General features: G+C 50.1%; 11 protein-coding genes. 10 read left to right on the top strand and 1 reads right to left on the bottom strand.

The genetic code is table 11. The features are described 5' to 3' along the window. Positions 1 to 171 precede the first annotated feature (171 nt). The 5 genes from citZ to J7E85_RS14760 all read left to right on the top strand — a co-directional run bounded on the left by citZ (position 172) and on the right by J7E85_RS14760 (position 5,408). Entirely contained in the window at positions 172 to 1,284 is a 1,113-nt protein-coding gene (gene citZ / locus J7E85_RS14780; protein WP_215158988.1) for a citrate synthase, read from the top strand. Between the two features lie 143 nt (positions 1,285 to 1,427). Further along, on the top strand, positions 1,428 to 2,720 hold the full coding sequence (icd, locus tag J7E85_RS14775; RefSeq protein WP_098748407.1) for an NADP-dependent isocitrate dehydrogenase: 1,293 nt from the start codon (positions 1,428 to 1,430) through the stop codon (positions 2,718 to 2,720). 14 nt (positions 2,721 to 2,734) lie between these two features. Beyond that, positions 2,735 to 3,676 carry a malate dehydrogenase gene (gene mdh / locus J7E85_RS14770; protein ID WP_215158986.1) on the top strand — a complete coding sequence of 314 codons (942 nt, stop codon included), beginning with the start codon at positions 2,735 to 2,737 and terminating at the stop codon, positions 3,674 to 3,676. A 152-nt stretch (positions 3,677 to 3,828) separates the two neighbouring features. Continuing rightward, a complete protein-coding gene (locus J7E85_RS14765; protein WP_215158984.1) occupies positions 3,829 to 4,254 on the top strand; it encodes a hypothetical protein in 426 nt (141 codons plus the stop codon). A gap of 287 nt (positions 4,255 to 4,541) precedes the next feature. Next, on the top strand, positions 4,542 to 5,408 hold the full coding sequence (locus J7E85_RS14760) for an SDR family oxidoreductase (RefSeq protein WP_215158982.1): 867 nt from the start codon (positions 4,542 to 4,544) through the stop codon (positions 5,406 to 5,408). A gap of 129 nt (positions 5,409 to 5,537) precedes the next feature. Here the strand turns inward: J7E85_RS14760 and J7E85_RS14755 are convergent, their stop codons facing one another. After that, positions 5,538 to 5,909, bottom strand: coding sequence for a hypothetical protein (locus J7E85_RS14755; RefSeq protein WP_215158980.1), 372 nt, complete (start codon positions 5,907 to 5,909; stop codon positions 5,538 to 5,540). Positions 5,910 to 6,127: 218 nt separating this feature from the next. On the opposite strand from J7E85_RS14755, the gene J7E85_RS14750 reads away from it, so the two are divergent. The 5 genes from J7E85_RS14750 (at position 6,128) to J7E85_RS14730 (ending at position 12,825) form a co-directional block, all read left to right on the top strand. Continuing rightward, positions 6,128 to 7,684: a fumarate hydratase gene (locus tag J7E85_RS14750; RefSeq protein WP_215158978.1), complete on the top strand. Its 1,557-nt coding sequence runs from the start codon at positions 6,128 to 6,130 to the stop codon at positions 7,682 to 7,684. Between the two features lie 163 nt (positions 7,685 to 7,847). Then, a complete protein-coding gene (locus J7E85_RS14745; RefSeq protein ID WP_215158976.1) occupies positions 7,848 to 8,819 on the top strand; it encodes a bile acid:sodium symporter family protein in 972 nt (323 codons plus the stop codon). Between the two features lie 25 nt (positions 8,820 to 8,844). Beyond that, positions 8,845 to 10,659 carry a two-component system histidine kinase PnpS gene (gene pnpS, locus J7E85_RS14740; RefSeq protein WP_215158969.1) on the top strand — a complete coding sequence of 605 codons (1,815 nt, stop codon included), beginning with the start codon at positions 8,845 to 8,847 and terminating at the stop codon, positions 10,657 to 10,659. 69 nt (positions 10,660 to 10,728) lie between these two features. Then, positions 10,729 to 11,460, top strand: coding sequence for a response regulator transcription factor (locus tag J7E85_RS14735; RefSeq protein WP_076324321.1), 732 nt, complete (start codon positions 10,729 to 10,731; stop codon positions 11,458 to 11,460). 174 nt (positions 11,461 to 11,634) lie between these two features. Next, positions 11,635 to 12,825, top strand: a complete 1,191-nt coding sequence (locus J7E85_RS14730; protein WP_215158952.1) for a methyl-accepting chemotaxis protein — start codon at positions 11,635 to 11,637, stop codon at positions 12,823 to 12,825. Positions 12,826 to 12,887: the final 62 nt, after the last annotated feature.

Below are 12,887 nucleotides of genomic sequence, written 5' to 3'. Positions count from 1 at the left end.
GTCGCTGCTCATGTTCACATATCAGACAAAATCCAGTATGATATGAGAAGGTTTATAACTAGGACCATAGCAATTTTTTTCGCGTTTTTCTTTTTTATCCGACTTCATGAAAATGTTTTCATGAATGTCAAAATAGTTCAGTTTATCCCGATCATAAAGGAGAGATGTTGCATGACAGCTACCAAGGGTTTGGAAGGCATTGTAGCTACCACCTCCGCGATTAGTTCGATCGTCGATGGCGTTCTGACTTATCGTGGGTATGATATTGACGATCTCGCAGAACATGCAAGTTTTGAAGAGGTAGCCTATCTGCTTTGGTTCGGAAAACTTCCGAATGCCGAAGAGCTTAAGGCCCTTCAACAAGATTTGAGCGACTATGCTGCCATTCCAGATGAGCTTATCCAGCAGATCAAATTGTATCCGAAGGATACCAATACGATGGCTGCGCTTCGCTCGGCTGTATCCGCGCTTGCTCTGTATGACGCCGAAGGCGACGATATGAGCCGTGAAGCAAACGAAAAGAAAGCGGTTAAACTTCAAGCTCAGCTTCCGACGATCATTGCTGCCATCGCCCGTATTCGTCAGGGTAAAGAGCCGGTCGCTCCGAAAGCCGGCGTCTCCATCTCGGAGAATTTCTTGTATATGCTCAGAGGCGAAGATCCTGATCAGACTTCGATCAAGGCTCTGGACCAGGCACTGGTACTGCATGCGGATCACGAGCTTAACGCATCCACGTTTGCTGCCCGTGTAACCGTAGCCACGCTGTCTGACATATATTCCGGCGTTACTTCCGCCATTGGTGCGCTGAAAGGTCCTCTGCACGGCGGCGCGAATGAAGCCGTCATGAAGATGCTGAACGAGGTCGGTTCGATTGATCGGGCTCAGGCTTACATTCAGGAGAAGCTGGACAACCGTGAAAAAATTATGGGCTTTGGACACCGCGTATACAAAAACGGCGACCCGCGCGCGAAGCATCTGCAAAAAATGTCGCGCGAGCTTGGTGAAATGAAAGGCGACACCACGCTGTACGACATGTCGGTACTGATCGACGAAACGGTTACCAACCAAAAAGGGCTGAAGCCGAACGTTGATTTCTATTCCGCATCGGTCTATACGCAGCTCGGCATCGAGCAGGAATTGTTCACGCCGATTTTTGCCATCAGCCGTGTATCCGGATGGACTGCGCACATTCTTGAGCAGTATGAAGGCAACCGTATTATCCGCCCGCGTGCAGAGTATACAGGTATGACCGACCAAAAATATGTGCCGATAGAACTTCGCTAAGTGGCTGGCAATCATGTACAATAGGCTAGAGAACCGCTCAAACGTGAGTGAATCGCGGGTGGCGGGTTTCTCTGTGCCTATTCTGGTGGAATTTTTGGAATAGTTAGAGACAAGAACCATATTCAAAGGAGGAACTCATACTCATGAAATTGGAAAAATTCGCACTACCAACTGAAGGCGAGAAAATTACGATTGATAACGGAACTCTGCAGGTGCCTAACAACCCTGTCATTCCTTTTATTGAAGGTGACGGTACTGGCCGTGACATTTGGAAAGCTTCCAAACGCGTCCTTGATGCAGCAGTAGAAAAAGCATACAACGGTTCCAAGAAAATTGCCTGGTATGAAGTATTTGCCGGTGAGAAGGCATACAATACATACGGTGAATGGCTCCCGAACGATACGCTTGAAGCGATTCGCGAGTATATCGTTGCGATTAAAGGGCCTCTTACAACGCCTATCGGCGGCGGTATCCGTTCCCTGAATGTTGCCCTTCGCCAAGAGCTGGACCTGTACACTTGCCTGCGTCCTGTTCGTTACTTCGACGGCGTACCATCTCCGGTAAAACGCCCTGAGCTGGTTGACATGGTTATTTTCCGCGAGAACACGGAAGACATCTACGCAGGTATTGAGTATAAAGAAGGCTCCGAAGAAGTGAAGAAAGTGATCAAGTTCCTTCAAGACGAAATGGGAGCCAACAAAATCCGCTTCCCGGAAACGTCCGGTATCGGCATCAAGCCTGTATCCTCTGAAGGTTCCAAGCGTCTTGTACGTGCAGCGGTTGAATACGCAATCAAGCATGGCCGCAAATCGGTGACATTGGTTCACAAAGGCAACATCATGAAATTTACAGAAGGCGCCTTCAAAAACTGGGGTTACGAAGTGGCTGAAGCTGAATTCGGCGATAAAGTGTTCACTTGGGCTCAATACGATATCATCAAGGATAAAGACGGCGTAGATGCAGCTAACGCAGCTCAAAAAGCAGCTGAAGAAGCTGGTAAAATCATCGTTAAAGATGCGATTGCTGACATCGCGCTGCAGCAAGTTCTGACTCGTCCAACCGACTTTGATGTCATTGCGACATTGAACCTGAACGGTGACTACCTGTCTGACGCGCTGGCTGCACAAGTTGGCGGTATCGGTATCGCTCCAGGGGCTAACATCAACTATGTAACTGGACATGCGATTTTCGAAGCGACTCATGGTACAGCTCCGAAATATGCAGACAAAGACGTAGTAAACCCTGGTTCCGTTATCCTCTCCGGCGTAATGCTGCTTGAGCACCTCGGATGGCAGGAAGCCGCTGACCTGATCTACAAAGGGATGGAAACATCGATCAACAACAAAACTGTGACGTATGACTTTGCCCGCCTGATGGAAGGCGCTACCGAAGTGAAATGCTCCCAGTTCGCAGACGAAATCATTAAAAACCTGTAAGGAGGAGATTCATCGTGGCAATTACTCGTAAAAAGATTACGGTAGTAGGTGCTGGCTTTACAGGTGCGACTACCGCCCTGATGCTTGCTCAAAAAGAATTGGGTGATGTGGTGCTGCTGGATATTCCGCAGCTCGAGAACCCAACGAAAGGTAAAGCGCTGGATATGCTCGAAGCAAGTCCCGTTCAAGGATTTGACAGCAACATAGTCGGTACATCCAACTATGAGGATGCAGCTAATTCCGATATCGTAATCATTACAGCAGGTGTAGCCCGCAAGCCGGGCATGAGCCGCGATGACCTCGTTAATACCAATGCAGGGATCGTGAAATCCGTATGTGAGAACGTGAAGAGTCACGCACCGAACGCCACGGTTATCATCTTGAGTAACCCGGTCGATGCCATGACCTATGTGGCATATAATACGCTCGGATTTCCCAAGAACCGCGTAATCGGCCAATCTGGCGTACTGGATACGGCTCGCTATTGCACCTTCATCGCGCAAGAGCTGAACGTATCGGTTGAGGATGTCCGCGGATTCGTCCTTGGCGGTCATGGTGATGACATGGTTCCGCTCGTTCGCTACTCCAGTGTTGGGGGCATTCCGATCGACACGCTGATTCCGGCTGAGCGCATTGAAGCCATTGTGCAGCGTACCCGGGTTGGCGGCGGCGAAATCGTGAACCTGCTGGGGAACGGCAGTGCATACTATGCGCCGGCTGCGTCCCTGGTACAAATGACGGAAGCGATTCTGAAGGACAAGAAACGGATCATTCCAATTATTGCTCTTCTGGAGGGCGAGTACGGTTATGACAACCTGTTCATGGGCGTACCGGCCATTCTCGGCGGAGATGGCATCGAGCGAATTTTCGAGCTTGAGCTGACGGTCGAAGAGAAAGCTGCACTCGATAAGTCTGCGGAATCCGTACGTAATGTAACTGCGGTCGTGACCCTGTAATTGAATCAGGATTCACAAAATCGTCTAATAATGCAATCCCGTCCCGTGATTCGGGGCGGGATTGCTTTTCTTTGGCTGATCTCTCCAGTATAATAAGAGACGATGAACTTGATGTAACAAAAATCACACTAACGACTTTGGAGGAATTGTTTATGTGGAACGTAACATTTTTTCTGCATATGGTCGGTACGGCGGCGCTAGGATTTTACTTGATTCTGCCGTTTGTTGTTGGCGGTATTCAGAAGCTGTCCCTCGGCGCACAAGAAGGAGCCGTTAATACGATTCGAGTAGCGAACCGTTTTGCTCAGTACGGCTTGGTTATTCAACTGTTAACAGGCGGCTATATGATGTCTCAAGGTGATTATTCGGTTCCTTGGATGATCATTGTAACTGTATTGCTGCTGGCGATGTTTGCTATTGGAGGCATTATGGGCAAGCCATTGAAGAATGCGCTTGCAGGAATTCGTGAGAAGCGTGAAGTGAAGGAAGAAACAAGCAAGCTGGGCACGCTTAGTGCACTCCTCTCCTTGCTGCTTCTGGTTATGATCTTCTTCATGGTATTCAACCATATCATCTAAGAACAGCTACATACGAAAGAGAAGTCGTCCGTTTAACGGGCGGCTTTTTTTGACATTATAGCACTTATAAATTACCGGGGTCCTCGCAAAGTATCTGAATGAACCTCGGAGCAATGCCCCACTATGTGGGGTTATTTTGTTGGGCGAAATGGGCTTCACTTACGTTTGATCCCGTTCAATCTGGGTAAAAACAATAGCGAAGGGCATTTTATGAGTATAAAGAGGTGTGTCGTACGCATCCTATAAGTGGTAGTTTGAGATACTGACCCGAAAGGAGAAATGTTCATATGCCACAAGATCAACAGAAACAAACCTTGCCGCCTCAGCATCAGGATCACAGACCCGGAACGGAATCGGAGATGAGTCCGAAGCCGGAGTTTGAGAGCAATGAGTACAAAGCAGCCGGTAAGTTAAAAGGAAAGGTTGCGCTGATTACCGGAGGTGACAGCGGTATTGGCCGTGCGGTAGCGGTCCACTATGCCAAGGAAGGTGCGGACGTATCCATTGTGTACCTGAATGAGCATAAGGATGCGGAAGAGACTAAGCGTCAGGTGGAGCAGGAAGGCCGTAAATGCTTGCTGATCGCCGGTGACGTCGGTGACGATGCGTTTTGCCGCGATGCGGTTACCGAAACCGTGAAGAAGCTCGGAAAGCTTGATATTCTCGTAAATAATGCAGCCGAACAGCATCCGCAGAAGAAGATTGAGGATATTACCAAAGAACAATTGGAGCGGACATTCCGTACGAATATTTTCGGTATGTTCTATCTGACTCAAGCGGCGATGCCGCATCTATCTAAGGGCAGCTCCATTATTAATACGACCTCCATCACGGCTTACCGGGGAAGCCCGCAGCTGCTGGATTACGCATCAACCAAGGGGGCCATCGTTGCCTTCACACGCTCGTTATCGATGAACGTGGTCGGGCAAGGGATCCGGGTGAATGCCGTTGCGCCGGGACCGATCTGGACGCCGCTGATTCCTTCGACGTTCCCGCCGGATCAGGTAGCCGAGTTTGGGGCGACCCAGCCGATGAAACGTCCGGGTCAACCGGAAGAGCTGGCTCCTGCCTATGTATATCTGGCCTCGACGGACTCCTCCTACGTGAGCGGTCAAGTCATTCACGTGAATGGCGGCGAAGTGATTAACGGTTAAGGTGTTTGTTTCACTTACGTTGTGAAGACATACTCAATGAATAAAATAGAGCGGACATCCGGGGCTCCAGCCCGGATGTCCGCTATTTTATCATAGGTGATTAGGAGAGATTACGGAGCTTACGGAGAATCAGACGGTTCTAAAACCGTTTGGAAGTGTACCGGTATCGCGGATTGCCCGGATTTGAGCCAGCGTCAAACGACGGTTGGAGCTGATAATGGATTCCGGCTCTTCGCCACGAATAATATCATCAAGATCGGCGATGTTGGTGTTGCCGCGGAATACTCTGAATCTGCCCCTGAAATTCGTTTCCGAGAACAGGACCAGGGTTGCATTGGGGTTGGTGGAGAAGAATCTCAAGCTTTCAATGTCACCGAAAGTTCTCTCGAGATTGCGGATACCTACATTTCCACGTACCACAAATCGGCGTCCTCTATAAAACTCGTTTCTAAACAGGGCAAGTCTTGGAAAGACAACTTGGGAGATTGAGGCTTTCGTCATAACTATCACCTCCTTTCCTTAACCAATATATGTGAGATTCATAGATTGGTATGGTTGATGCGACGGGGAAAATCAACACATTTTCTCTACTCTTTCATTTTTTGAAGTAAACCCTTTCATGTGCGAAATGATATGATATGATAACAATATTGGCAGTTTATAATGATTCTTTTTTACCATCATGTTTGGGTTATGAGAGAGAGGAGTTTACTAACGTTATGAAGTCATTTGAAGAGAGCATGTATCGACTGATTGTAGAAACCTCCACGAATTTGCCTGGAGATGTGCGAAGAGCAGTCAACCGTGGGCGAGCGTCTGAGGATGCCGCAACGCGAGCGGGGCTGGCACTGGCAACAATCGCTCAAAATATTGAGATGGCCGAGCAAGAAGTATCGCCGATCTGCCAGGATACCGGCATGCCAACATTCATCGTACATACACCAGTGGGTGCGAACCAAATCGAGATGAAGAAGGCGATCTACTCTGCAGTGATTCGCGCCACGAAGGATGGCAAGCTGCGTCCTAACTCGGTGGATTCGTTGACTGGCGCTAACAGCGGGGATAATCTCGGTCCTGGCACGCCTGTCATCCATTTCGAGCAATGGGAGCAGGATCAGGTGGACGTCCGTCTCATCCTGAAAGGGGGCGGCTGCGAGAACAAAAACATCCAGTACAGTCTTCCCGCAGAGCTTGAAGGTTTGGGGAAAGCAGGCCGCGATCTGGATGGGATCCGCAAATGCATCATGCATGCCGTATACCAAGCTCAAGGTCAGGGCTGCAGCGCTGGATTTATCGGCGTAGGCATCGGAGGCGACCGGACGACTGGTTATGAGCTTGCGAAGCATCAGCTGTTCCGTCATGTGGAAGATGTGAACCCGAATGAAGATTTGGCGAAGCTCGAAGATTACATATTGGAAAATGCAAATAAGCTGGGAATCGGCACGATGGGCTTTGGCGGAGAAGTCACACTGCTCGGCTGCAAGATCGGTGCGATGAACCGTTTGCCGGCAAGCTTTTTTGTATCGGTTGCTTATAACTGCTGGGCATTCCGCCGTCAGGGCGTATTGATTGAACCGAAAACCGGGGAGATTACGGACTGGCTGTATGAAGCGGGCAGCGAGGTGCAGATGAACGCAACGAATTCCGAAACGGCTGTGTCCCAAGCCGAAGACTCCGGTCCAAGTGATTCCAAGGGGCGTGAGGTGGTGCTGCAGACACCGATCAGCGAGGAGCAAATTCGTTCCCTGCGCGTGGGGGATGTGGTGGTTATCCGAGGCGAGATGCATACCGGACGGGATGCGCTTCATAAATACCTGATGGATCACGAGGCTCCTATCGATCTGAACGGATCCGTGATTTATCACTGCGGCCCGGTTATGATGCAGGATGAAGAGGGATGGCATGTCAAGGCTGCAGGCCCGACAACCAGCATTCGCGAGGAGCCGTACCAGGGCGATATTTTGAAAAAATTCGGCATTCGCGCAGTCATCGGAAAAGGTGGCATGGGTTCGAAGACGCTGCAAGCCCTGCAGGAGCATGGCGGCGTGTATTTGAATGCAATCGGCGGGGCCGCTCAGTATTACGCAAGATGCATAAAAAAAGTAAACGGCGTGGATTTCATGGAGTTTGGCATTCCGGAAGCGATGTGGCATTTGGAGGTTGATGGCTTTGCAGCTATCGTCACGATGGATTCACACGGAAACAGCCTGCATGCCGATGTGAGCAAGGATTCGGCAGAGAAGCTGGCCATGTTTAAAGAGCCGGTGTTCTCCTAATCCAGAGCATCTGAAGAAGCATCGATTGGCCATTATGTGCCGGTCGATGTTTTTTTGTTGAACAGGGGAGGGGGGGCCTTATTTCGAATTTTCGTTGCGGTTTTCGCACACTCCGGTTTATGATGAAAGTCAAATACGTCAATTCAATCATGGGAGGAAACAGGTGAGAAGTTTTGGACTAGCCTTTGCATCTTGGTTTGAAAAGTACACCTTTCTCTTGATTCCCGGCTCGCTGGTGCTAGGCTGGCTGCTCTCGGATGTGTTGCTGGACTTTGTTCACTGGATTCCTTATCTATTCGGTTATATTACACTGGTTATGGCGCTTGGCTGTGGGATCCGTCATCTGCAAGGGGTTCTAAAACGCCCCTTTGCCGTTATGTTGACGCTGTTTCTTGCCCATGCGGCCGCACCGGTGCTTGCCTATGGACTGGGCTTGGCTGTGTTTGGTGCGCACTCGGATTATACGATCGGCTTGCTGCTGTTCGCGATCATTCCGCTGGGGATATCCTCGGTGATGTGGGTCGGGAGCTCCGGCGGCAGCGTTCCGTTCATCTTAGCGGTGGTCGTGCTGGATACCATACTCAGTCCGCTAGTCGTTCCGGCTTTGATGGATATGTTTATCGGGGATGCTTTGGTTACCTGGAATGCGTCTGAGCTGATTCTCGATTTGCTGACCATGGTGGTATTGCCCACTGTGATCGGGGTGATGCTGTATGAAGGCTCCAAAGGACGGATTAAGGACTGGTCGGCTCCCGTAGCCCAGCCGATATCGAAGGTGTTTTTTATGCTCGTGGTTATGCTGAACGCAGCTGCCATCGCTCCCCATGCAGCAGGCATGAAGGAGGAGATGCTGGTGGTTATCCCGGTTGTCTTCACGTTGATTGTGATCTGTTATTTGCTTGGTTATTTTGGCTCGTATGCGATGCTGGGACCGACACGGGAAATGCAAATTACATTTACATACGCGTCCGGAATGCGTAATATATCACTCGGAATGGTGCTAGCTACAACTTATTTCTCACCCCAGGCTTCCATCCCGGTGGTGCTGGGCATTATGTTCCAGCAGCCGGCGGCAACCATCATTCATGCGTTATTTCACCGAAGACGCACACGGGCGGTAAGTTATCCAAAATGATCATGCGGCAGAAAGAGGAGAGACCATGAGGCAGTATCGCAATCGTTTGACTCTGATTATGCTTACTTTAATTGGGTTATCTATGCTCGCGGCAGGACTGGCTATGGTGACGGTATTCAAGCAGTCCCATATTCAGCTGCTGGAGGACAATATGGTCCGGGAGATTCGGCTTCTGCAGACCCTGATGGAGTTTCCGGATACGGACAGCGCGGATGCTCCTTCGTATTATACCAATAGATCCGTGCAGCTTGAGGAGCTGTCCGATGCGAGAGTGACGTTTATATTGAAGGATGGCAATGTTATCGGGGATTCGGAGAGTGATCCGTTGACCATGGATAACCACGCTTATCGCGAAGAAATGCTTCAAGCGGTAAAAGAAGGCCGCGGGAGCACCATTCGCCGGAGCCATACGCTTGAGCAGGACATGCTCTACGTTGCTCTTCCGGTCAAGGCTGGAGAGAGTTTCGACGGATTCGTCAGATTGTCCGTCAGTCTCAAAGAAGTGGACCAGGGAGTCAAGCAAGGCTGGACCGTCATGGGGATTGGCCTGCTGGTGCTATTCCTGATTGCTGCCCTGGTGAGTTATCGGGTCGCCAAAGGCTTGACGTCACCGCTAGAGAAAATCACGCGCGTTGCCAGACGGATATCGAGCCTTGAATATGATGCGAGGGTGAAGATTCACCGTAAAGACGAGATCGGTCAATTGGCGCAAGCGATTAACGGAATGGCCGACAGCCTGCAGACCCAACTGCGGACGATACGGGATAATGAGGATTTGCTGCAAAGCGTTCTAAACAATATGACAGGCGGTATCGTCATGGTGAACGGAGCAGGTCAGATTATTCTTGTGAACCGGGCTGCCGAGCGAATGCTTGGTATTAATGCCGAAGTGATAACAGGCAAATCGTACCGTGAGCTCAAGCAGCATTATGAATTGACCAAACTGATGGAGCAAGGCCTGGAGAGCAAGGAAGGCTTCCATGAAGAGCGCAACATCTATTATCCGGTGGAATCGATTATCCGCCTGGATGGGGTTGCGATGATGCAGGAGGAAGAGCAGGAGTCTTATCGAGGCATGCTGTTCCTGCTGCAGGATGTAAGTGATATCCGCAGATTGGAACGCATGCGGAGTGAATTCGTAGCCAACGTGTCTCACGAGCTGAAGACTCCGCTTGCTGCGGTTAAAGGGTTTGCCGAAACGCTGCTTGGCGGCGGGGTTACGGATGAGAAGACATCGCGCTCCTTCCTCCAGATTATCTATGACGAGTCCGAGCGGCTAAACCGTCTAATTGGTGACATTCTAGAGCTGTCCAAGATCGAATCCAAGCGGATTCAGATGGATTACTCGCCGATTCATTTATCGGCATTCTTTGATACGATATCCGAAATGATGCGCACGGTCGCAGAGAAGAAGCGGATCAGCCTGGAGCTCGACATTCCGGAAGAGCTGTTTATGGAGGGGGACGAGGACAAGCTCCGCCAGATATTTATGAATCTGCTCTCGAACGCGATCAGTTACACGCAAGAAGGCGGACGAGTAAAATTAACGGCTCTTGAAAAGCATAGTCATGGGAACGCCGATGATATTGTGGAATTCATAGTTAAGGATTCCGGGATTGGCATTCCGAAGAAAGATCTTCCCCGTATATTTGAACGATTCTATCGGGTCGATAAAGCGCGTTCGCGCGGGTCAGGCGGAACGGGGCTTGGACTATCGATCGTGAAGCATCTGGTGGATCTTCATCACGGAACCATCAAGGTGGAGAGCGAACTGGGAATTGGCAGCTCCTTCATTATTGAGCTTCCGATATTGCAGGAAACGCAGGAGACAGGGAGTTAACACTCCGTTAACATTCTGTTGATATACTTGCATAGCAGTCCAATTATCAAGATAAGGGCGGGGGTAACATTGACGCAACGCATGCTGGTTATCGAAGATGAGCCGACACTTTCGCGGCTGTTGTCTTACAATCTGACGCAGGAAGGTTTTCAAGTCGAGGTAGAGGAACACGGTACCGCAGGTTACGAGAAAGCGTCGCATCATGAATATGATCTGATCCTGCTGGATGTCATGCTGCCTGGCATGAACGGCTTTCAGATTTTAGAGAAGCTTCGCAGTAACGGAATTACCACGCCGATCATCATTCTGACCGCGAAGAACGCCGAGGAAGAAGTTGTTCAAGGTTTGAAGATGGGAGCGGATGACTATATTACCAAGCCATTTGGCGTATCTGAGCTGCTGGCCCGCGTATCGGCCGTTATGCGCAGGGTTTCTGGTCACGCCGATGAAGTGAAGACGACAGACAATCAAGGAAATGTCATCTCACTTGGACAACTGGAAATCTATCCAGAGAAATACGAGGTTCGTCTTGGCGGCCAGAGCATTAATCTTAGGCCGAAAGAATTTGAGGTGCTGCTCTACCTGGCCAAAAAACCGGGCGTTGTGTTAACAAGGGATGATCTGATGAACGTGGTCTGGGGCTTCGATTATATCGGCGGGCAGCGAACCGTGGACGTTCATGTGAGTTCCCTGCGCAAGAAGCTTGAGCTTGATCCTGAATCTGTACACATTGACTCCATTCGCGGGGTTGGTTATAAACTTGTAGTAAATCCGAAAAAAGGCTCCCATCATTCCGTTTGAAATGATGAGGAGTCTTTTTTTTGGGTCTTTGGTCAGATCCTGACGTGTCTAACGTCTCATTCCCCACGATTATCCTTCCGTAGTTTACGCTCCCTTAATCATTCGAGTATATTCCCATAATACTTGTTCGGTAAGATGCGTCTAAAGGACCAGATGAAGAAGGGGTGAAGGCGCATGACACTGCTTCAAACCAAACCAAATCAGACAGAGAGAATGAAGATGGAGGTAGAGCCGGAACTTGATGGACAAGTAGCAAACGAGCCTGAAGCAGGCGCATTATATCGGCAATACATAAGAAGGGTCCCTGTTATAGGAAAGTCTGAATCCTGCCTCGATGTGTTGAATGTTTTTGCGAAGGATCCGCGTATTCTGTGTGTTATTTATTGCGATGAGGCAGACACACCAGGGGGACTGATCATGCGGGATGTGTTTTACCAGCGAATGATGGGCAGGTTTGCCGTTGACCTGTATTATTCCAAGCCCGCCTTCCAGTTTGCGGACCATCAACCGATGCGTGTGGATATATCCGAGAAGGTGGGGACGCTGCTGGAATTGTCCTTGCAGCGTCCGGATTCGAAATTTTATGATTGTGTCCTGATCACGGATGCAGGACGATTGCTCGGCGTGCTTACGGTCCGGGATCTGATGAGTCTGTCCAGCGGGCTCCAAGCGGAGGCAGAAGAGAAGCGGGAACTGATCCTGCAGGAAAGCTACCGGCATACCCGGAACATTCAATCCTCTTTAACCGACGTCCGAACGGCAGCAGCGAGAACGAACTCGGAATGTATACGGATGAGAGAGTGGTCTCAAACCGGGAAGGCGAAACTGGATCTTGTCCAAACCTCGTACCTTGGCCTTGTGGAGGATATGACGAAGCGTGAAGGCCAGGCCTCCGAGCTCGCGGCGGATGCCAGCCGCATATTTTCCATAACCGGCATGATTACCGAGCTTGCGAACCAAAGCAGTCTGCTGGCAATGAATGCCTCGATTGAAGCCGCACATGCCGGCGAGCATGGGCGGGGATTTCAAGTGGTTGCGGCAGAGGTACAATCGCTGGCAAAACAAACGCGCAAGCTGTCAGGGGATATATCGCAGCTGCTCGAGCAAATCCAGCGGCTGGCAGCAGATACAGCCAAAGGGGCCGTGTCATCTCTGAAGGAAATCCAATCCTGCGAGGGGTATGTAACGGAAGGTGCCCAAATGTTTAATGAAATGGACCACGCCGTTCAAGAGGTTCAGAAGTCCGGTAATCAGGTTTATCAACTGGCCGAGGAAACGGTTAGGCGTGTGGAGCGGGTCAAGGATGAGCTTGCCGGAATGAACACTGGCCAAGCTGCGATCATGGAAGAAAGATCGAATCTATAAGCCTACTTTTCATTAAATATTTTACACAGAGTTTACATTTCTCCAAAACTGCTATTACATTA

It is taken from the genome of Paenibacillus sp. ISL-20, from assembly GCF_018613005.1.
Classification (GTDB): domain Bacteria; phylum Bacillota; class Bacilli; order Paenibacillales; family Paenibacillaceae; genus Paenibacillus_AQ.
This window is presented reverse-complemented; position numbering and strand designations above follow the sequence as displayed.